Below are 21,638 nucleotides of genomic sequence, written 5' to 3' on the forward strand. Positions count from 1 at the left end.
CTGTAATAAAAAACAGGCGATGACGGGCCGATGCCCCTGTCTGCACGGCAAAAGAGAGGGTCTCCAGGGGAGGAATCTTCCTGGCTGAAAGGGACCTGCCGGAAGCGGCGTGCGGCAAGCCAGCCCCCAGCCCCGCGGCGAGGAACCGCGGCGTTTCCCGCGTTATAGGGATAAGAGCGGCGCCGTTTGGCGCAATTTGGGTGGTACCACGGGTTTTCCCGTCCCATGTGGACGGGGAAGCTCTATTTTTTTGTAGAGGATGGGAGTTTCAAACATGCAGTGGACAGGACTTAATGAGTTGCGCGAAAAATTTTTATCCTTCTTTGAGAGCAAAGGGCATATGCGCCTTCCCAGCTTTTCGCTGATTCCGAAGGACGACAACAGCTTGCTCCTCATCAACTCCGGCATGGCGCCGATGAAGAAGTATTTTACCGGCGAGGTTACGCCGCCGAGCAAGCGCGTCACCACATGCCAGAAGTGCATCCGCACGCCGGACATCGAGCGCGTGGGCATCACGGCGCGCCACGGCACCTTCTTTGAGATGCTGGGCAATTTCTCGTTTGGCGATTATTTTAAGCATGAGGCGACGGCCTGGGCGTGGGAATTCTGCACCAAGGTGTTGGAGTTGCCGGTGGACAAGCTTTGGGTGACGATCTACCAGGATGACGACGAGGCGTTTGACATCTGGACGAAAGAAGTCGGCGTTGCGCCGGAGCGCATTGTGCGCATGGGCAAGGAGGACAACTTCTGGGAGCACGGTTCCGGCCCCTGCGGTCCCTGCTCGGAAATCTATTTTGACCGCGGGGAAAAGTACGGCTGCGGCAAGCCGGATTGCGGCGTGGGCTGCGAGTGCGACCGCTATGTCGAATTTTGGAACGTGGTGTTCTCCCAGTTTGACAGCGACGGCAAGGGCAACTACCCGCCGATGGAGCATCCGAACATCGATACGGGCATGGGTCTGGAGCGCCTGGCCTGCATCATGCAGGGCGTAGACAACCTCTTCCTGGTGGACACCGTGCAGAATATCATGAAGCATATCTGCCGGATTGCCGGCATTCAGTACGGCGAGGACGAGAAAAAGGACATCTCGCTGCGCGTGATTACCGACCATATCCGCAGCACCACCTTTATGATCGGCGACGGCGTCATGCCTTCCAACGAAGGGCGCGGCTACGTATTGCGCCGCTTGCTCCGCCGTGCGGCACGCCATGGCCGTCTGTTGGGAATCAACCACACCTTCCTGGCGGACGTCGCGAACACGGTGATCGACGAGAACAAGAATGCCTATCCGGAGCTCGACGAGAAGCGAGCGATGATTACAAAGCTGATCCATGTGGAAGAGGAGAGCTTTGCCAAGACGATTGACCAGGGAATGCAGATGTTGAACAGCCTGATCGACAAGGACTTCAATGCCTGCCTGTCCGGTGAGGATGCATTCCGTTTGAACGATACCTATGGCTTCCCGCTCGACCTCACCAAAGAGATCGTTGCGGAGCGCGGGATGACGGTCGACGAAGAGCGCTTCCACCAGCTCATGCAGGAGCAGCGCGAGCGCGCCCGCAATGCCCGGAAAAACGCCGGTGCGGACGCTTGGGCGGGCGAAAACGACGTCCTGGCGGATGTGCCGCCGACGGAGTTCCTGGGGTATGAGAAATCCCAGACCGAGGCGACGGTGCTGGCAATCCTGAAGGACGGGGAGCGCGTCGATCATGCAACGGCGGGCGACGAAATCGCCCTGGTATTGGACCGCACGACCTTCTATGCGGAGAGCGGCGGCCAGGTGGGAGACGTCGGCCCGATTTCCTCTGCGGACGCGCTGATTGCCATTGACAATACCACCAAGAACCATGCGAAGAACTTTATCCACCACGGCGTCATCAACGCCGGGACGATTTCGGTCGGCGACCGGGTCCAGACCGAGGGCGATCCGGAGAACCACCGCGCCATCATGCGCAACCACACAGCGGCACACCTGTTGCAGGCGGCGCTGCGCACCGTGCTGGGCGACCATGTGGAGCAGGCTGGCCAGCTGGTGGATGAAAAATATGTGCGCTTCGACTTTACCCATTTTGCCGCTCTCACACCGGAGGAACTCCATCGCGTGGAGACGATCGTCAACGGGGTGATCCTCAGCGGTACGCCGGTCGAATGCCGTGAGATGCCGATTGAAGAGGCCAAGAAGCTGGGCGCAATGGCGCTGTTTGGCGAAAAGTACGGTTCCATTGTCCGGGTTGTCTCCGTAGGGGATTTCTCCAAAGAGTTCTGCGGCGGCACCCATGTGGACAATACGGGCAAAATCGGCCTGTTTAAAATCCTCTCGGAGAGCTCTGTAGCGGCCGGCGTGCGCCGTATCGAGGCGGTCACCGGGTTGAATGCGTTGCAGTATTTGAACGATACGCTCGCCCAGCTCGGCGCGGTTGCTTCCGCCCTGAAGGTGACGTCCGTTTCCGGTTTGGCACAGCGTGCGGAGCAGATGACCGCGGAGCTGAAGGAGAAGGACCGCGAGATTGAATCGCTCAACGCAAAGATGGCCGATATGCGCATCAACGGCCTGTTTGAGGGTGCGAAGGACATCAACGGTGTCCGCGTGATTACAGCGCTCTTCTCCGCGACTCCGTCCAATGCCCTGCGCACCATGTGCGATAAGATCCGCGACAACGCGCCAAACGTGGTGGCAGTGTTGGCTGCCACGCAGGACGGCAAGGCGAATATTGCCGTAGCGGTGGGCAAGGAAGCGCAGCAAAAGGGCCTCAATGCGGGCAAGATCGTGCGCGAGGTCGCCAAGGTTGCCGGGGGCAACGGCGGCGGCAAGGCGGAGTTCGCCATGGCGGGCGCCAAGGACCTCACCAAGCTGGACGAGGCGCTTGCAGCCGCAGAGGGCGTTGTCAGTGGGATGATGCAGTAATTTCTTGCGGGGGCTTTCCCCGTATGGTATAATGGTTCCGTTAAAAATCGCATAAAAACGTCTTTTTGGACCAAAAGACGGCGAAAGGAGGAAAAATCGTTGGATTGCGTTTTTTGTAAAATTGCGGCGGGCGAGATCCCGAGCAAAAAAGCCTATGAGGACGACCGCATCCTGGCGTTCTACGACCTGGACCCCCAGGCGCCTGTACATATTTTGCTGATCCCGAAGGAGCACATCGAGTCGGCAGCGGACATTACAGAAGAAAACAGCGCGATTGTGGCGCATATCTTTGCGGTGGCGGCAAAACTCGCCAAGGAATTGGACCTTGCGCAGGGATGGCGCGTTGTGACCAACGTGGGCAAGGACGGCGGCCAAACCGTGATGCATATGCATTTCCACCTGTTGGGCGGACGCTCCATGGCATGGCCTCCGGGCTGATGGCCGGTTTGAAGCGGAAATGGAATGGATTACGCGCTGCGGCGTGTAGGAGAGAGGCGGATTATTTTGAGTGAAAACAAGTATTACCATATGACGATCGCGGGCTGTGAACGCGACCTGCCCATTTGCCCCATCGACGAGCATTTGGACATCGCGGGTTTTGTGATGCTGGGCGATGTGGAAATCACGGAAAAGACTGCAAAGGCGCTTTTGGAGAAATGCCCGGAGCACGATGTGGTGGTGACCGCAGAGACCAAGGGAATCCCGCTGTGCTATGAGATGGCGCGCCAGGGCTGCCGCCGTTATATCGTCGCACGCAAGAGCGTAAAGGCGTATATGCGCAATCCCATCCATGTGGAGGTCAAGTCCATCACAACGGATCATGTGCAGAAGCTCTATTTGGCTGAGGACGACTACAAGGGCCTGAATGGGAAGCGCGTCCTGATTGTGGACGACGTCATCAGCACGGGAGAATCCCTGGCCGCAATGGAAGACCTGGTCAAACAGTTCGGCGGCAATATTGTGGGACGCGCTTGTGTGCTCGCTGAAGGCGATGCGGCGGACCGCAAGGATATCATCTATTTGGAGCCTCTGCCGCTCTTTACGAAATAAGGACGGCAAAAGAATACGTCCCCTGCGGACAAAAGGAACCTCTTTGAGGAGGAATGGACATGCGGCGGCCATTTGCGCTGGTTGGATTCACGTATCTGCTGGCGCAGGTGGCCGCCGTTTTTCTGGGGACCGCTTGGGCTTTGCCGGTGGCTTGTGTGCTGTTGCTTCTCATGGGGGTCACATTGCTTCTTCCGCGCTTGCGCTTGAGCATCTTTCCGGTGGCGCTCTGCGCGGCTTCCCTGGCCTTTGGCGGGTTTGCAGCTTTGGCCCCGGTGGTCACTGCGCCCGGGGAGGCGTTGGACAATACGGACGCTGCGATTTCCGGCACCTTTGTCGAGGCGCCATACCGCTCCTATGACAACCGCTATTGTACGGTGCAGGTGGACAACGTGGACGGGAAGCCCGTGGACTTCCGAATCCGCCTCTCCCTTCCGGAAAGTGTGGTCGGAAAGGCCGGGGACCGCTTGGAGGGAAAGGTGCATGTGTATCTTCCGCGCGGTGGGGACGGCTTTTCCAGCCGGAACTACTATGCGTCGCAGGGGATCGCCGCATGTGCCTATCTGTATAGCTATGAACCCTATACGGTTGTCCCACAGGAGCCAGCCTCTTTTTCCCATTGGATGCAGGAGTTGCGCGCTTCCCTTGGAAAAGCAGTCGAGGCGATCTTGCCGGAGGAGGAAGCCGGCCTTTTAAAGGGAATCCTCATGGGCGATTCCTCCGGTATTTCACCGGAGCTTACGGCGGACTTTCGGACCGTCGGCCTTTCCCATGTGATGTCGGTCTCCGGGCTGCACATGACCACCGTGGCGAATTTGCTTCTGGCCAGCCTGCTGGCCCTGCGGGTCCCTCGGAAGGGAAGCGCGGCCATCGCTTCCGTTGGGGTCCTGCTCTTTATGGTGGTGGCGGACTTTGTCCCCTCCGCGGCCCGGAGCGGCATCATGTGCCTGCTGTACTTAGCGGGGACACTGCTCTCCCGCCGGGCGGATTCCCTAAACTCGCTGGGATTGGCGGTTTGGGTGCTGTGCCTGGCCAGCCCTTACGCCGGTGCGGACGTCGGGTTGCTGCTCTCCTACTCCGCCACCCTGGGGTTGATCCTGTGTTCCAACCCACTCACAGCTTGGCTTGACGCGCGTGTATCCAGTTTCCAATATGGGAAGCGCCTGTTCCATGCCGTCCACCTGGTTTTGGCGACGAGCGTCAGCGCAACCCTCTTTACCCTGCCCGTGATTGCGCTGACGTTCCGCAGCGTATCCGCGGTAGGGCTGCTGGCAAACCTGTTGGCTTTGTGGCCGACAACATTGCTGCTCCAATTGGGATTGGGGGCGGCATTCCTCCAGCTTTTGTTGCCGGGAACGTTGGCGGCGATGCCGTTGGCCATTCCAGCGGGATGGTTGGCAAAGCTTGTGAAAGCAATTGTCCATCTGCTTGCGCAGGTTCCCTATGCCAGTTTGCCGGTCTCGATGGGCTTTGTGCTTCTATGGATTGCAGCTGTGCTGATCCTGCTGGCGGTATGTGTGTGGATGGGGCCTTCCAAACCGCTTTTGCGTACCGCCGCTTGGCTATCCTGCATTCTTTTGTTGGCGGGAATCTTTTCGTATCAAGTCTCCCGGCGGGACATCACACGCATTGCAGTGGCGGATGTGGGGAGCGGGCTGTCGGTAGCGGTGACACGCAACGGGCATGCCCTGGTGGTCGGCTGCGAAGGATATTCCACACAGTCCCTCGAGAACGAATTACAGGGGCGAGGGGTGCAATCCCTGGATGGGTTGCTCCTGTTTACCCATTTTGGAGAGGAAGCGCATAACGCTGCCGAGGTGTTGGAGGACTATCCGGCCGACCGGCTGGTATTGCCGTCCGGCTACATGGACGACTTTTTGCAAGCGAAAGCGGAGGCAATCGGAGAAACACACCCGTACCGCGAGGCTGCAAAGCTGACCCTTGGAAGCGCGATCTCTGTGGAGATGGTCAACGGGGCGGCCTTGTTGAACGCGAACGGCGTGACCGTTTTATTCTGCCCAGCCGGTGTGCAGGCGGAGAATTTGCCGGAGGCGTGGCGCTCGCCCCATTTTGCGGTGCTGGCGCAGGATGTTGCGGGAATCGAAGCGGAATATACGGTGCTATCCATGGACGAATCGGATGTGGGCGATGCGGTTGCCGGAAGACAACAGGTAACGGCCACAGCGGGACTTGGCACGGTGGCCATCGAAATCACGGACGGACAAACTTGCCGGATCAGGAGGGATGCATGATGCCGGAAATCACAGAAACCGAATTCAAGAAGCAGATCGAGCGGGGAACCTTCGGCTCGCTTTATCTGTTGCACGGAGAGGAAAAATACCTGCTCAAGCTCTATGCAAACCGCCTGATCGAAAAAGCCTGCGGGGGTGCATTTCAGGACTTTAACCTGCAACGGATAGACGGCGGAAGCGTGTCCATCGACGACATGGCGGCTGCGGTAGAGGCGGTGCCGTTGTTGTCCGAGCGAAAATGCGTGGCGGTCTCCGACCTCGACGTAGAGGCGCGCAGCGCGTCGGACCTTTCGAAGCTCTATGAATTGATCGGGATGGTTCCGGATAGTACCGTTTTGGTGTTTTATCTGCCGTCCGTCGAGATCGATTATAAAAAATCCGCGAAGTGGAAGAAACTTTTGACTGCGGTGCAAAAAGCGGGAAATACGGTTTGCTTTAAGCGGAAAACCCAAGCCGACGCAGAAAAAATGCTCTGTGCAGCCGCTGCAAAGCGCCATTGCGAACTGTCGCGCGCGGATGCGGGGAAGATCATCGAATATACGGGGAACGATCTGCAGGCGCTTTTTCACGAATTGGAAAAGCTCTGCGCCTATGTCGGGCCGGGAAAGGAGATCACCCGCCGGGAGATCGATCAGTTGGTCACCAAAAATTTTGAAACCACCGTCTTTATGCTTTCCCGCGCCATTTTAGCAAGGCAATATGACAAAGCCTATTCCATTTTGGACCTGCTCTTTTATCAGAATGAGGAGCCGGTTTCCGTCCTGGCAGTGCTTTCCACGGCTTACCTGGATCTGTATCGCGTGCGCGCGGCCGTACAGAGTGGGGAAAGCGCCTTGGAACCGGCAAAGTATTTCGACTATAAGGGAAAGGAGTTCCGCCTGCGCAATGCGGAACGCGACGGCGGAAGATTTTCCATAGAGATGTTGCGCGAAAGTTTGGATGCGCTTTTAAATGCCGATGTCGCGTTAAAAAGTGCGCGGGGAAATCGCCGCACCGTGATGGAAACGTTGATTGCGCGGTTGCTTTTGATCGCGGAACGGGAAAAATTTGCAGAGTGAGGGGAACGCAGTGCGTCTGAAAGTCAAAGAGGCCGTGATTGTGGAGGGAAAGTATGACAAGATCAAACTGTCTTCCCTAATTGACGGTGTCATTATCGAGACCAATGGATTTCAGATTTTTAAAGATCCGGAGCAGATGGCCATGATCCGCCGGTTGGCGGAGACACGCGGGATTTTGGTCCTGACAGACAGCGACGGGGCCGGCTTTGTCATCCGCAATTATCTTTCCAGTTCCATCCCGGCGGAACAGATCAAACATGCCTATGTGCCGGATATGTTCGGCAAGGAGAAACGCAAAGAGAAACCCTCCAAAGAGGGGAAGCTCGGCGTGGAGGGCGTGCCGGCCCAAGTGATTTTGGAGGCGTTGCAGCGTGCGGGAGCCACCTGCGGCCAGGAACCAGTGGCGTGCCCCAAACGGATGATTACCAAGACCGACCTATTTGAGGCAGGGCTCTCCGGCGGGGAGAACAGCGCACAAAAGCGCCGGGCGCTGTTGAAACGCTTGAAGCTGCCGGAGCATTTGGCCCCCAATGCCCTGGTCAAAGTGTTGAACAGCTTGATGGGGTATGAAGAATTCTATAAGCTGGTGCAGGAATTGTAGAGTGTCTGAATTCTATTGACCAAAAAATGCAAAAAAATTGATATTTTGTCTTGACATTTTCTTGTTACCTATGCTATAATCATTTTCGCTGAATGCGCGAGTGCTGGAACTGGCAGACAGGCACGTTTGAGGGGCGTGTGTCTATGACGTACGAGTTCAAGTCTCGTCTCGCGCACCAAGTTTGAAACCTTGAAACCCGCATGAATGCTGGGTTTTAAGGTTTCTTTTTTTATGTTCGATCAACATTTTGATCAACAATTTTGCAAACTTGATCAACAGAGAGAAATGGGCTTTCCATTTTGTCATAGGAACTCCAAAGGCCGCCGGGTTTACCGGCGGCTTTTTCATTGCCAATTTGTTCAAACAGCAGATCGATGTATTTTTCTTAATACCAGTCCCTTTACTGAATGCCATTCTCCAGCGAAGGGCAAATCCACCAGATTGAACCGAACGATGCGAATGCCCCGCCCATATGCTCCTTCTGCACCCGAAATCATTCCATAAAAACAATCTTTTCGACACAAATAGGTTTTTTATGACTTTGTGAAACTTCCAGATTTATAGTATGATTACGATACGTTCAGGAAAGAGGAGATTGTATGGAAGATTACCGAGCCATTATTGGGGAGAATATTCGACGGCAGCGCAAACGCCGCCACATGACGCAGGAGGACTTGGCGGATCTGACGGGGATGCAGCCTTCCTCCGTAGGAAAAATCGAGCGGGCCCAGGCCAATCCAAATCTAAATACCCTCCTGCGCGTTGCGGATGCGTTGGAAATGGATTTGCCGGAATTGTTGGCAGCTCCATCCTCAGAGAGGATGAACGGGTATCTGCACAATGTCTATTTGCCAGCGCTTCCGGAGCCGAACCGTTCTGCCGCCCGGGCGCTGCTACAGGTTCTGAACGATGTTGTAAATATCGAATTGGACAGCAGTTATGTCCAATCCCTGGTGGCGCAGGTTCTTCGTTTGATCCGCCACAGCTTTTATGAGGTGATTTCTTCCAGGTGTCAAGATACGATGTATCGCGGGCTTCGGGTTTACGGGATAAAGGCTACATTTTACGCGATGGGGCGTGCCGAACGGGTCAAAGTGATCCCCGACCTCTCAACGGACCGAAAGGCCGTTGAACGCTTCGTGGCGCAATTGAACCGGAATTTCGTCTCCTATGACAACTTTATGGATCTTCTTGAGGACTTTATGGGCGGCGATGAATGGTAAAAAGTCTAATACATTTCTCATCCTTCCATTATTCAAAAAATCACATATATCGAACATACTATATCATTGAGAAAAATCCGCAAAAGTACAAGAAACAAATACAATAATATACACAATTGTTTGAGAACTATTTGATGAAAATTATAGAAAATGTTATAATCAACTTGTTAGCTTTTTGGCAGCATGGCAAATTCGAAAGGCTAAACGTTTAAAAGGAAGGAATGAGAAAGAGTGAGAAACGTAAAGAAATGGCTGGCGCTCTTGGTAGCCACAATGCTGGCTTTGCAGCCGTTGGCGTTTCCTGTATCGGCAGCGCCGGCGGATGATGTGGCTCCCCCGGAGGCCTGGGGGCCCGTCCCCACGGAAACGCAGTTGCAGTACCATGAGGAAGAGCTTTCCGCGTTCATCCACTTCGGCGTGAATACGTTTACCGGTGTGGAATGGGGAAACGGCCGGGAGAATCCAAACGTATTCCATCCAACAGGCTTGGACACGGACCAGTGGGTGAAGGCCCTGAAGGATGCGGGGTTTGAGCGGATCATCATGATCGGCCGCCATCACGATGGGTTCTGCCTTTGGAACAGCGACTACACCACGCAGGACGTTGCCAGCAGCACCGACTTCCAGGCAACGCAGGCTGCCAGAGGACAGTCCGGGGATGTTTTGGAAGAGCTCTCCAAGTCATGCACCAAGTATGATATGGACATGGGCTTCTATCTCTCCCCGTGGGATGCCAACAATCCCACCTATGGATACGGGAGCGGCACGGACGAGGAAACGGATTCAAATGGCGATTACAACGAATACTACATGAATCAGCTCCGGGAAGTGCTTGGAAACCCGAAGTATGGAAACAACGGCAAATTTGTAGAGGTTTGGATGGATGGCGCCAAGGGAAGCGGCGCCGCCGCCCAGCATTACAAATTCCAGGAGTGGTTTGACCTCATCGAGGAACTCCAGCCCGGCGCAGTGGTGTTCAGCCCGTACGGCTCCACCATCCGCTGGATCGGCAATGAATCCGGCAAGGCGGGGGACCCCTGCTGGTCAAAGCTGGATCAGCAGCGCCAGAGGAACTACTACGATACGTACGGCGGCGATGAAGCGGCCTATTTGAACAGCGGCGACCCCAACGGCGATATTTGGAGCATCGGCGAATGCGACGTCTCCCTGACCTCCGGCTGGTTCTGGAAATCCGGCAAACAGCCAAAGAGCATGGAGGAGCTGACCGACATCTACTTTAAATCGGTGGGACGCGGCCAGCCGCTGCTGCTCAATGTGCCCCCGGATACAACGGGCGTCCTGCCGCAGGACTTCGTCGACCGCGTGGCGGAACTGGGGGAGACCATCCGGGATACGTTCCGCACCGATCTGACCAAACAGGACGGCGTAACCGCAGAGGCCACCGCTGTGCGCGGGAATAGCCCGGACTACGCCGCGTCCAATGTCCTGGACGACGATGCAGACACCTATTGGACCATGGATGACGGTCAGACGACCGGCAGCATTACCATCGATCTGGGCGGGACCAAGCTGTTCGACATCGTCTCCATTGAGGAGTACATCAAGCTGGGACAGCGAATCTCCGAATTTACTGTAGACGTACACACCGATTCCGGTTGGAAAGAGTTTGGCTCCGGCTATACCATCGGCGCAAAACGCCTGGTGCGCAGCACACCGGTCCGTGCCGACCAGGTGCGCATCAATATCACCGGTTCCCAGGCGGTCCCGCTGATTGAAAACGTGGGTGTGTTCAAAGCGGAGGGCGCGTTTGAACAGGAATCCGTTATGCCCGAGGGGTTGTCGATGATCGACGACCGCGAATTTGCGCGGAGCGGCAACTGGAATCTGGAGACCATTGACGGCGTCAACGAAACCGGTATGTGGGCAAATCCCGGTGCGGAAGCCAGCTTCACCTTTACCGGCACCAAGGCATGGATCGTCGGCACGAAGGACCCGAACCACGGGACCATGGATGTGTACGTGGATGGGGATTTGGTGGCTACGCCCGACGCATACCAGCCCAACCGGGCGTTGAAACAGATCCTTTATACGACGGACGACCTGCCCTATGGCGAGCATACGGTGCGCATGGTCTGCAAGAATAAGGCGACCGGTTTGGACGCTGCATTTGTATTGGACAACCAGGGCGCAGGGATGTTTGAGATTGACCCGGCCAGCTATACGGTAAACGAGGCTGGGACACAGGACGTCACCATCAAGCGCGTGGGCGGAACGGACGGGGAAGTGACCGTCGATTTCCAAACCGCACCGGACACCGCTGTCCACGGACGGCATTACAACGATGTGAGCAAAACTGTCACTTTTGAAGACGGCCAGGATACAGCGACCGTAACGGTGGAAGCCATCGAAAACACCGAAGTGACTGGGGACCTTCGCTTCTATGCGGAGATCGTCAACCCGGGCGGCGGCGCCATTCTGGGCTTTAATACCCGCGCAGACGTCATCATCAAGGACAACGACCTTGTCGACAAGAATGCGCTCAAGACGGCGCTTGACGCCGCAAATGCAGAAAACGAAGGCTGGTATACGCCCGCCACTTGGGAGGCCTTTGCACAGGCCCGCGAGGAAGCGCAGGCTGTATATGACAATCCGGACGCGACGGGCGAGCAGGTCGGCACGGCTTTGACGAACCTCCAGAATGCCCAGGAAGCGCTGGAGCCGCGCACGGCCTATACCGCGGAAGACCCGTTTGTGCTGCCGAGAACAAGCGAAGGCACCAAATTGGCCGAGGCGGAGTTCTTTACGCTGGTTCCCATCTCCGGGGATAAGTATGTGCGGATCGAAGAGGATGACGGGGCGAGCAACGGCAAGAAAGTCGGCTGGATGGAGCCGGGCAACGTTATCAAGCTGCCCTATGTGGCGCCCAATGCCGGCACGTATACGGTGAACTGCCGTTACCAAAGCGGCCGCCTCAGCGAAGCGACGGCGAACACCATCAATTGGAGCGGCGAACACATCCAAAGCGGTTCGGTGAGCGTCTATGGCGACAGCAGCGCACCCTATAAGGAGATCCAATTTGATTTGGTCATCACGGAGCCCGGGGCCGGCGAACTGGTGATTACAGCGGACTCCCATGCGGGCCCGAACCTGGATAAATTCGAATTCACGGCCAAGGATCTGGTGGCGAACACCTATACCATCACCGCTTCCGCGGAAGAGCACGGGACCATCACTCCGTCCGGGGCTGTTTCTGTGGAGGAAGGCGATTCGCAGACCTTTGCGATGACAGCGGACCGCGGCTATGAGGTGGCGGACGTCCTGGTGGATGGCCAATCGGCCGGTGCCGTTTCCTCCTATACGTTTGAGGACGTTGCAGGAGACCATACGATTGTAGTTTCCTTCCGCGCGATGGACCATTACGGGGAGAACAATCCCGTTGTCCTGAATCAGGACGTGACACCGGTCCATGTAGAAGCAGAGCTTCTGGAATTTGGCGGCGAGGGCGCCCTTGTAGAGGAAAATTCCTATGCAAGCGGCGGGAAGGCCGTCGGCTGGCTGGGCAATTGCGGCGACCATGGCAACGCATGGCTGAACCTCTGGGTGGAGGTACCCGCGGATGGCGTTTATGACATCACGCTGTCTTGCATGGCGGGAGCGCCGAACGTCCTCTATTATGAGAACCTCGACAAGACCATCGCCGGCAGTATTTCGTGCGAAAACACCTATCCGAACTTTGCCGAACAGACCATCCAGGTCGAGCTCAAGAAGGGCGTGGACCGTCTGAAATTCTACAACGATGAAACGTCCACCGCCAATTTGGACAAGTTTACGATTACGGCTGTACAACCGGAATTGTCCGTCATTTCTGTGACGAATCCGGAACCGCAGACCGTCGCCTATGGGACTCCCTTTGCAGAGCTGAACCTGCCGGAAACCGTAGAAGTTGCATTGAGCGATGGATCAACGGCGGATGCGGCGGTCGCCTGGGAAGAGGACGGCTATCAGCCGGAGGCGGGCACCTATACGATTCCGGGCGTCCTGACGCTTCCGGAAGGCGTGCAAAACCCGGAAAATTTGCAGGCAGAGGCAACCGTGGTTGTGGAGCCTGAGCAGGAGCCATCCGCTCACCTCTTCTTTGTCCAGTGGAATGAGAACGCGGAATTGGAAGTGGAGGGCAATGTCGAAAGCGTTATCCTAGATAGCGACAGCGTTTACAGCGCAAAGGTGATGGCGAACGAAGCGTTGCAGCTGCACTTCACGCCGGTGGACCGTGTATTCAGCGCGGTTACCTGCAATGGAGAAGCGGTCCCCTTCGAGGCGGACGGTTTCACGTACTCCGTCACCATGCCTAATGAAAATACCAAGCTGTATTTCCAATTTGTGGTGGTCAATAAGACCATTTTGAAGGCCGCTTTGGATGTAGCAAATGCAGTTACGGAAGAAGAGTTGGCTGGCCTTGCGGATACGGCAAGGGAGAATTTCCTGGAGGCACGGGCTGCGGCGCAAGAGGTATATGAGGATGATGCGGCGACGCAGGCGCAGGTCAATGAGGCATGGAAACGCCTGATCGAAGCGATTCAGTATCTCGAATTTGAAAAGGGCGATGTGGATTCCCTCGGAAAGCTCTTGGAGATTGCATCCGAGATTGACCCCGAGCTCTTTACCGAAAGCAGCTACGAAGGCTTTGAAGAAGCGTACCAGAGCGCACAGGACGTCTATGCACAGGGTGGAGACGCTCTGAAAGCGGACGTCGAGGAAGCGTACCAGGCTTTGGAAGACGCCCTGAATCGGCTGGTCTTCCGGGCAGACCTGAGCAGCTTGCAGTCCCTGGTCGATTATGCGAATTCCCTCCATATGGACGAGTATCGTCCGGAAGGGCAGGAGGCTTTCCAAGAAGCGCTTGCCGCAGCGGAGGCGATCCTGGAACAGGGAGCGGGCGATGTCACACAGGAGGCGGTCGACGAGGCGGCTTTGGCGCTCACCCAGGCAATCAAGGATCTGCGCAAAATCCCGGATCGGGACGCGCTGAAGGACCTGATCGCACAGGTGGAAGGGATGGACTTGAGCGACTATACAGCGGCTTCCGTCCAGGCGTTGAACGCGTCCGTGCATGCAGCAAAGCAAGTTTTGGACGATCCGGAAGCAACGCCCCAACAGGTGGCCGGCGCTTATGACGACGTCGAGGAGAAAGTTGGGCAGTTGGAGACGAAAAAGCACGATGGTTCCCATTCGGGAGGCTCCAGCGGCGGTTCTTCGTCCGGCAGCACCTCTGGAACTGGTACGGCTACAGCCACAACGTCTCCTGTTATCCCGAATATCCCAGTGGCACAGACGCAAGTGTATGTGGTTTCTGACACAACGCTTCCGTTTACGGTAAAGAGAGGCAGCGCGTACTGCTTCAAGATGACCGTGATGGGAAGTGCAACAGCCGTTCCCAGCTTTACCGTAGGCAACGGAGATGTGTTGAAAACGCAGTTTGTTGCAAAGATTGGCAACGATTACTACTTCCGCGTGTGGGCGACCGGTGCCCCGGGAAGTAGCACCGGCGTGTATACTACGCTGCCGGGGCAGAACCCGCAGATGCATTGTGTGGTACACGTTGGATAAAGCGCAGCATACAGGTACTCCCACAAGTGCTTTTGATGGTTTCATTTCCATGCTCTAACGGCGATCCTTTCAGATAGCCGGGCATAAAAACAAAATCCCTGGTCCAATATCCGGACCAGGGATTCTGTTTGTTATAGGGGATCGTGCGGGTGTAAATTCGATTTGTATCGTTGGATCGATTGTTATGTGTGGATCTTTACAATGTCCATATTGATCTTATGCATGGCGACACATTGCACCAAGCCAAATCCAAAGTAGAGGCATGCGGCGGAAGAACCGCCTGCGCTGAAAAAGGGGAGGGTGACGCCCATCACGGGGAAAAGGTTGAGGCACATGCCCAAATTAAACGCCATCTGGGAAGCGATCATCCCAAAGAATCCATAGCAGATGCTGCTGCCGAGCGGTTCCGTGGCATGGCGCGCGATGTGGATCGTGCGCACCAGCAACAGAAAGAGCAGTACGATAATCAGCATGCAGCCGATAAAACCAAGCTGTTCGCCTGCCACGGAGAAGATATAGTCGCTCTGTTGGACAGGGACGCTGCCCTTTTGTACGCGCGAATCCGGCGAGAAGAGGCCACGACCCCACAACTGCCCGCTGCCGATCGAAATTTTTCCCTGCAACTGCTGTAAGCCCTTGCCCGTGGGGTCGCTCTCCGGATGCAGGAAGATCGTGAAGCGGTCCCGCTGGTAGTCGTCCAACAGGTATCTCCAGACGAATGGAAAGGCCACGCCGATGGCGGCAAACAGCCCGATGAAATAGCGGAGCTGCACGCCAGCCCCAAAGCTCATCGCCAGGAACATGCAGAAAAAGATGGCGGCGGAACCGGCGTCTCCCTGCAGCTGGAACATCACCGCGACCGGAATCAAAGCGTGGAAGCCCAGGAGAACTACATGCAATGGGCGCTCCAATAAACCGCGGTCCTTTAATACGGATAAATGCTTGGAAAAGGTGAGGATAAACCCGATTTTCACCAGCTCGGACGGCTGGAAGGTCCCCAATCCGGGGATGCTGATCCAGGCGCGTGCATTGATGCCGCCAGAATTTTGCACCGCGATCCCGAAAAAGTGCGTATAGATCAGCAGGAAAATACAGAAGCCCGCGATGATATACCATAGGTTTGATAAATCCCGGTAATCGATGAGGGTAATCAACCAGGCGCCGATATAGCCGATCAGAATGGCAATCAGCTGGGTGGCGAAGTACGAACGCCTTCCCGCAGGGGAAGGGACGGTTTTCAAAAGCAATAAGCTATATGCAGAAATTGCGAGCATCACCAGCCAAAGGAACTTGTCCGCCCGCTTAAAATAATCCAAAAAGGATTTTCCCAATCGTTCCATTTGTGTACCCCTTATATTATGTCTCTATAGCCCCGTGTACATAGCTGCGAGGCCCGTATATAAAGAAATCGCGGCATAGCCGCGAATCCTTCTGGCAGTCGGCAAATAAAAATGCTATGCGTTTATTATAGCATAGCATTTTTGAATCCACAATAAACAAATCGTTACAGAAAATCCATCGTATACAGCAAACGATCGTCCGAAACCGATTGGGTTAGGCTTCGGATGGCTTTTGTAATGCGATAGAGGGAGGCGTGAGGGGAAACGTCACTCGTGCGGTGAAAAGGTCCGCGTCGATTTGGATGGAAAACTCCCCTCCGCAGGCTTCGGTAAAGCTCTTGGCAATCGAGAGGCCCAGCCCGCTGCCTGCGGTCGTACGGGCGGCGTCCCCCCGCACGAAGCGCTCTGTAATATCCACATTGGGATCGAGCTCATACCGGGAGATGTTTTTCAATGCGACGCAGGCGAAGCCGTCCGCCTCGGTGAGGGAGACAAAGACCCGCGTCCCTTCCAACGAATAGCACAGTGCGTTGGAAATCAGGTTTTGGAATACGCGGTAGAGGCGCCCGCCGTCCGCGGTGATCGTCACCGGTTGGTCGGGAATATCCACCCGGAACAGGAGCTGGGAAGCCTGGACCGCTTCGTCCATATCGGCCAGCGTTTGGCGCACCAGCTTGCCAAGGTCCAACGGCTCCATTTGGAGTTCCATGTTGCCGCTGGCCGCCTTGCTGACGTCGAAAATATCCTGGATCATATTTTTCAGGCGGAGGGATTTTTCGTCCAAAACTTTGATGTAATCCTTTACATGGTCGGGAAGCGTCTCCTCCTGTTTCAACAGATCTACGTAGCTGATAATAGAGGTAAGCGGCGTCTTAATGTCATGGGAAACGTTGGTGATGAGCTCCACCTTCATGCGCTCGCTCTTTACACGTTCCTCCACAGCGGTGTTTACGCCGTGCTCAATATCGTTTAGGGCATGGGCGGCCTCCCGCAGATCGGAATCCTGCGGGAGCAGCAAGGATGCGGTATTTTTGCCTTGCTGAACAGAGGTGATCTGTGTGGTCAGGCGGCCAAGGTCCTGCGCCAGTTGGCGGTGCAGCTTCCCATAACGATATGCAAAATATACCATGAGTGCAATGGTGACCGGAGCCAGCAGCCCTACCGTAAAAATGCTGAGGACCAATCCTACGCTGAACGTGATCGCCTCACACTTGATAAAATCGTCCCAGCGTTCGAGCAGGCGGCGTTCCAGGGGCAGCTTTTGCTCGAACGTTTTTCGGTACTCGGCCCGGCGACGCAACATGGTGCTGATGACATTGCGCCTCCAACTCCCGCGGTTATAGCGTAGATCGATGGCAATCAGATAATAGCCGGGCAGGGAGAGCAGGAAACAGACCACGTTGCCCGGGATGCTACCGCTGACAAACCCCGTAGTGAGGAACAACACAAGGATGGCGAACGCCAGCTTCCATTCGAAATAGAGGTTGGCCGTGTGCGCGGCAATCCGGCGGCTCAGCTCCCGACGCTCTTTTCGCCAAAGGAACGCCAAAACCAACAGGATAGCAGAGAAAGCAATGATGCAAGACCAGATGCGCAGGAACAAAAGCGTTTCCCTTCCCTGCTGGGGAATGTCGTAAAGCGCGCTGGAACCGTCCACCGGCTCCACAGGGATTTGGCGCGCGACCAGGCAGACGCGGAAATTCTCGTAATCCGGGTTGGCCGCCATGTTTTCGTATCCGGGCACATTCCACATGCCGGAGTCGCTGCGGTAAAAACCGTCCCCGTAGACATCGACGGCGCCCCCGTCCTTTTCGATGGAGACGGTTTTACCGTCGAAAATCAATCGGAAATTGTATCCCTCCGGCAGATCGCCTTCATAGAGGTTCTCGTGCTCCGTGTCGTTAGAATAGGCGGTTCGATTGGAAGCTGTTCCGATTTGATATAGCAGGTTCCGCGCTGTATCCGCGTTCAGGCCGAACGGATCGTCGGCATCGGAAAAATAGTAGTAGCGATTTCCATCGGAATCGGAATAGACGGAATCCTGCAGCTCCGTCTCTGCGGCGGTGTCGGAAGAGGACAGCGTATCCATAACGTGCAGGATATGGTTGAGCATCTGGGAAAGTTCGGCCCGGAATGCATTGGTATTCTGATAATCCTCTTGTTTGAGATCGCTCATTTGCTGCATGGCATAATCATAGTTCATCAGAAAAGAGATGCCGAATATGGCGGTGGCGATCAAGATCCCCATACTGAGGAAAAAACTGATGAGGCTGACGATTGCTTTACTTTTTTTCAATTTTGTATCCAATTCCCCATACCACCTTTAGATATTCGGGTTCCTTCGGGTTGAGTTCGATCTTTTCGCGGATGCGCCGGATATGAACCATCACCGTGTTTTCGGCAGAAAAAGCAGGTTCGTTCCAAACGCGGCGGTAGATTTCCTCCGCGGGGAAGATTCGGCCGAGATTGCGCATAAACAAGTCGATGATCTTAGTTTCGGTGGCGGTCAGCTTGACCGGCTCGCCGTCCGCGGTGAGGATATGCTCCTCGGTGTTGTAGCGCAGGCGCCCGTTTACAATCACGTGATTGCCCTGCTGTGCATGGATGTCCCCTAAGCTGGTATAGCGCCGGAGCTGGGAACGCACGCGTGCGACCAATTCCATAGGGTTGAACGGCTTCGTCACATAATCGTCCGCGCCCATGGACAACCCCAAAATTTTATCGGTATCTTCACTTTTGGCAGAGAGCACGATGATGGGCAGGTTGCGCTTTTCACGAATCTTCATGATGGCGGACAGGCCGTCCATTTTGGGCATCATCACGTCGATGATAATCAGACAGACCGGCTGGCTCATCACCATGTCCAGCGCTTCCAAGCCGTTGTATGCACATAGCACCGAATATCCTTCTTTTTCCAGGTGGATGGCGATGGAGCGGACAATTTCCCGATCGTCGTCCACAACCAAAATACTGCCTTCATTCATAATCTCAGATCCTTTTCACCCAAAGTATGTTCCGTGTCTATCATGATAAGGGAGAATCCTTACAAAAAACGGAATGGATTTCTTAAAGAAATCTTACGGATAACCATTTCGAAAATACTTTCCTATGCGCCTAAACATAGCCCCATCAGTACAGGGGTCACATAGGTTTCGGTCACCGCCGCCGCCAGGAGAAGCGGCACGACGATCAGCAGATAGGCACGCCCCACCTCTTTGAGCGCTAGCCGGAACGAGCGCTCCCGTTGTAGGCAGATTTTGTAGGAGAGCGTCCAACATAGATACAGGCCAAGGGCAAAGGAAACCAGAAGGGCCGGAAGTTCCAAAATGCCGTGAGGCAAGATCCCAATCAAAAACGCCCCCATCCCGATGCCGGTGGTCTGGTAAAGTGCTCCCATCGCACCCAACACCACCGCGTTGGAAAAAAGCGGGAGGATGGTGAGAAAGAAAAACGGAATGCAGCCGATTAAAATAGAGATCCCAGCTGCATAAAGATTGTTGAGCAAGAGGGTAAAGAACGAGATACCGCCTTCATCAAAAAGTCCTTTTTCTTCAAAACCAGCGGCGATTTGCTGGACGAATTCGTTTAACAACGCTTCTTCGCTGGCCAGCCAAATGCCGGAAAGCACACAAAGGCCGGCGAAGCAGATGCACAGGATCAAAAAGAGCTTTAACAGCTTTTTCCGGAAAAACCGCCCGGTTTCCTGGTATTGTCTGACGATCCACATCGTAAAACTCCTCCTTTTGGTTGTTTGGAACGGGAAGGTACCACCCAAAATAAAAGAAACAGCAACTTACGCGGACGGTACGAGGTTTTATTATAACATAATCCCAAAAAGAAGTCGACGCACGAAACAATTCGCGAATCCCTTTTCTCCCTTGCATGGTTGTGGTATAATTTTGATAATTCTATGATTTGGAGGCGCGGTTGAACGGAAGATACCGCGTCATTTGAAGGGAGAATGGGAATGCTGACGGATATTGAAATTGCTCAACAGACCAAGATGACACCCATCACAGAGATCGCCGCTTCCCTTGGGATCCGGGAAGAAGAGCTGGAACCGTACGGCCGGTTTAAGGCGAAGCTGAACGACTCGCTTTACAACCGCCTCAAGGATCGAAAGGATGGAAAGCTGATCCTGGTGACCGCGATCAACCCGACCCCTGCGGGAGAGGGAAAGACCACCACAACGGCGGGGCTGGGCGAAGCAATGGCAAAGATCGGGAAGAATGCGGTCATCGCCCTGCGCGAGCCGTCCCTCGGGCCGGTGTTCGGCGTCAAGGGCGGCGCGGCCGGCGGCGGTTATGCACAGGTGGTGCCGATGGAGGATATCAACCTCCACTTTACCGGTGATATGCACGCATTGACTTCGGCAAACAACCTGCTGTGCGCCATGCTCGACAATCACATGCAGCAGGGGAACGAGCTGCGCATCGACCAGCGCCGTGTGCTGATCAAACGCTGCCTCGATATGAACGACCGCGCCCTGCGCAACGTGGTGGTGGGGCTCGGCGGAAAGATGAATGGGATTCCGCGCGAGGATGGCTTTATCATCACGGTGGCCAGCGAGGTGATGGCGATCCTCTGCCTGGCTGCCGACAGCTCGGATTTGAAGGAACGCCTAGGGAACATTTTGGTGGCGTATAATCTGGACGGCGAACCGGTATATGCGAAGGACTTGAAAGCGGAGGGCGCCATGGCGGCGTTGCTGCGCGACGCGATCAACCCCAATTTGGTGCAGACGCTGGAAGGAACGCCGGTGATTATGCACGGCGGTCCGTTTGCGAACATTGCCCATGGATGCAATTCCGTGCGCGCGACACGCCTGGCGTTGAAACTGGCGGATTATTGCATCACTGAGGCGGGGTTTGGTTCTGATCTCGGCGCGGAAAAGTTCTTTGACATCAAATGCCGTTTGGCGGGGCTGCGCCCGAACGCGGTTGTGGTGGTTGCCACCGCCCGCGCACTCAAATACAACGGCGGGGTCCCCAAGGCGGAGACCGGGAACGAAAACCTGGAAGCCCTGAAGAAGGGGATTGTCAATCTGGGCGCGCATATCCAGAATATGCGCAAGTATGGCGTGCCCGTGGTCGTGGCGATCAACCGCTTTGACTCGGACACGGATGCGGAACTTGCATATATTGAGCAGTATTGCAAGGAAAATGGCGCGGATTTTGCCCTCAGCGAGGTGTTTGCCAAGGGCGGCGAGGGCGGCATGGAACTGGCGCGCAAGGTGTGCGCCGCCGCAGAGCAGCCCTCCAATTTCCACCCCATTTATGCGGGCGATCTGCCCGTGCGCGAAAAGATTGCAACCATCGCAAAGGAAATCTACGGCGCCGATGGGGTTACCTATACAGCCCAGGCGGAGAAAGCGCTCAAGGAGATTGCAGCGCTCGGCGGCGATGCGCTGCCGGTCTGCATCGCCAAGACACAGTATTCGCTTTCGGACAACGCAGCGCTGTTGGGCCGCCCGGCTGGGTTCCAAATTACCATCCGGGACCTGCGCCTCTCCAACGGCGCGGGCTTCGTGGTCGCTTATGCGGGGGACATCATGACGATGCCCGGCCTGCCGAAGCGTCCTGCGGCGGAGCGGATCGATGTGGATGCATCCGGAAAAATATCTGGTTTATTCTGAGGTGAGAAA

The 21,638-nt window shown here is 55.6% G+C and carries 13 protein-coding genes and 1 tRNA gene; 10 read left to right on the forward strand and 4 right to left on the reverse strand.

Going from position 1 to position 21,638, the window contains the following annotated elements:
• Positions 1-274: 274 nt before the first annotated feature.
• The 9 genes from alaS to I2E77_RS01270 all read left to right on the forward strand — a co-directional run bounded on the left by alaS (position 275) and on the right by I2E77_RS01270 (position 14,654).
• Positions 275-2,905 (forward strand): alanine--tRNA ligase, encoded by a 2,631-nt coding sequence (gene alaS, locus I2E77_RS01225; RefSeq protein ID WP_191405613.1) that lies wholly within the window; start codon positions 275-277, stop codon positions 2,903-2,905.
• 99 nt (positions 2,906-3,004) lie between these two features.
• Positions 3,005-3,343: a histidine triad nucleotide-binding protein gene (locus I2E77_RS01230; protein WP_087230257.1), complete on the forward strand. Its 339-nt coding sequence runs from the start codon at positions 3,005-3,007 to the stop codon at positions 3,341-3,343.
• A gap of 90 nt (positions 3,344-3,433) precedes the next feature.
• Positions 3,434-3,955, forward strand: a complete 522-nt coding sequence (locus tag I2E77_RS01235; protein WP_191362275.1) for a phosphoribosyltransferase family protein — start codon at positions 3,434-3,436, stop codon at positions 3,953-3,955.
• A gap of 59 nt (positions 3,956-4,014) precedes the next feature.
• Complete coding sequence (locus I2E77_RS01240; protein WP_195450449.1) at positions 4,015-6,204, forward strand: ComEC/Rec2 family competence protein; 2,190 nt, start codon at positions 4,015-4,017, stop codon at positions 6,202-6,204.
• Complete coding sequence (gene holA / locus I2E77_RS01245) at positions 6,204-7,262, forward strand: DNA polymerase III subunit delta (protein WP_195450450.1); 1,059 nt, start codon at positions 6,204-6,206, stop codon at positions 7,260-7,262. The genes I2E77_RS01240 and holA overlap by 1 nt, the downstream gene beginning before the upstream one ends.
• Before the next feature lie 10 nt (positions 7,263-7,272).
• Positions 7,273-7,863, forward strand: a complete 591-nt coding sequence (locus I2E77_RS01250; protein WP_191362249.1) for a toprim domain-containing protein — start codon at positions 7,273-7,275, stop codon at positions 7,861-7,863.
• A 94-nt stretch (positions 7,864-7,957) separates the two neighbouring features.
• Positions 7,958-8,041: transfer RNA gene (locus I2E77_RS01255), tRNA-Leu, on the forward strand.
• Between the two features lie 421 nt (positions 8,042-8,462).
• Positions 8,463-9,086: a DUF6514 family protein gene (locus I2E77_RS01265; protein ID WP_195450452.1), complete on the forward strand. Its 624-nt coding sequence runs from the start codon at positions 8,463-8,465 to the stop codon at positions 9,084-9,086.
• 231 nt (positions 9,087-9,317) lie between these two features.
• Entirely contained in the window at positions 9,318-14,654 is a 5,337-nt protein-coding gene (locus tag I2E77_RS01270; RefSeq protein ID WP_195450453.1) for an alpha-L-fucosidase, read from the forward strand.
• A 182-nt stretch (positions 14,655-14,836) separates the two neighbouring features.
• On the opposite strand, the gene I2E77_RS01275 is transcribed toward I2E77_RS01270, so the two are convergent.
• The 4 genes from I2E77_RS01275 to I2E77_RS01290 all read right to left on the reverse strand — a co-directional run bounded on the left by I2E77_RS01275 (position 14,837) and on the right by I2E77_RS01290 (position 19,721).
• Complete coding sequence (locus I2E77_RS01275) at positions 14,837-15,994, reverse strand: FtsW/RodA/SpoVE family cell cycle protein (protein WP_087232737.1); 1,158 nt, start codon at positions 15,992-15,994, stop codon at positions 14,837-14,839.
• A gap of 214 nt (positions 15,995-16,208) precedes the next feature.
• Positions 16,209-18,302 (reverse strand): sensor histidine kinase, encoded by a 2,094-nt coding sequence (locus I2E77_RS01280; RefSeq protein WP_195450454.1) that lies wholly within the window; start codon positions 18,300-18,302, stop codon positions 16,209-16,211.
• Positions 18,277-18,978, reverse strand: a complete 702-nt coding sequence (locus tag I2E77_RS01285) for a response regulator transcription factor (RefSeq protein WP_195450455.1) — start codon at positions 18,976-18,978, stop codon at positions 18,277-18,279. Before I2E77_RS01285 ends, I2E77_RS01280 begins: the two co-directional genes overlap by 26 nt.
• Before the next feature lie 122 nt (positions 18,979-19,100).
• Complete coding sequence (locus I2E77_RS01290) at positions 19,101-19,721, reverse strand: stage II sporulation protein M (protein WP_195450456.1); 621 nt, start codon at positions 19,719-19,721, stop codon at positions 19,101-19,103.
• Positions 19,722-19,961: 240 nt separating this feature from the next.
• Here I2E77_RS01290 and I2E77_RS01295 point away from each other — a divergent pair, with 240 nt between their 5' ends.
• Complete coding sequence (locus I2E77_RS01295; RefSeq protein WP_195450457.1) at positions 19,962-21,629, forward strand: formate--tetrahydrofolate ligase; 1,668 nt, start codon at positions 19,962-19,964, stop codon at positions 21,627-21,629.
• Positions 21,630-21,638 lie beyond the last annotated feature (9 nt).

Origin of the sequence: Anaeromassilibacillus sp. 1001302B_160321_C8 (genome assembly GCF_015554745.1) — a bacterium.
Classification (GTDB): domain Bacteria; phylum Bacillota; class Clostridia; order Oscillospirales; family Acutalibacteraceae; genus Anaeromassilibacillus; species Anaeromassilibacillus stercoravium.

Coding starts and splice junctions, on each gene's coding strand:
- alaS (WP_191405613.1), top strand. CDS start 275: ATGCAGTGGACAGGACTTAATGAGTTGCGCGAAAAATTTTTATCCTTC.
- I2E77_RS01235 (WP_191362275.1), top strand. CDS start 3,434: ATGACGATCGCGGGCTGTGAACGCGACCTGCCCATTTGCCCCATCGAC.
- I2E77_RS01240 (WP_195450449.1), top strand. CDS start 4,015: ATGCGGCGGCCATTTGCGCTGGTTGGATTCACGTATCTGCTGGCGCAG.
- holA (WP_195450450.1), top strand. CDS start 6,204: ATGCCGGAAATCACAGAAACCGAATTCAAGAAGCAGATCGAGCGGGGA.
- I2E77_RS01265 (WP_195450452.1), top strand. CDS start 8,463: ATGGAAGATTACCGAGCCATTATTGGGGAGAATATTCGACGGCAGCGC.
- I2E77_RS01275 (WP_087232737.1), bottom strand. CDS start 15,994: ATGGAACGATTGGGAAAATCCTTTTTGGATTATTTTAAGCGGGCGGAC.
- I2E77_RS01285 (WP_195450455.1), bottom strand. CDS start 18,978: ATGAATGAAGGCAGTATTTTGGTTGTGGACGACGATCGGGAAATTGTC.
- I2E77_RS01290 (WP_195450456.1), bottom strand. CDS start 19,721: ATGTGGATCGTCAGACAATACCAGGAAACCGGGCGGTTTTTCCGGAAA.
- I2E77_RS01295 (WP_195450457.1), top strand. CDS start 19,962: ATGCTGACGGATATTGAAATTGCTCAACAGACCAAGATGACACCCATC.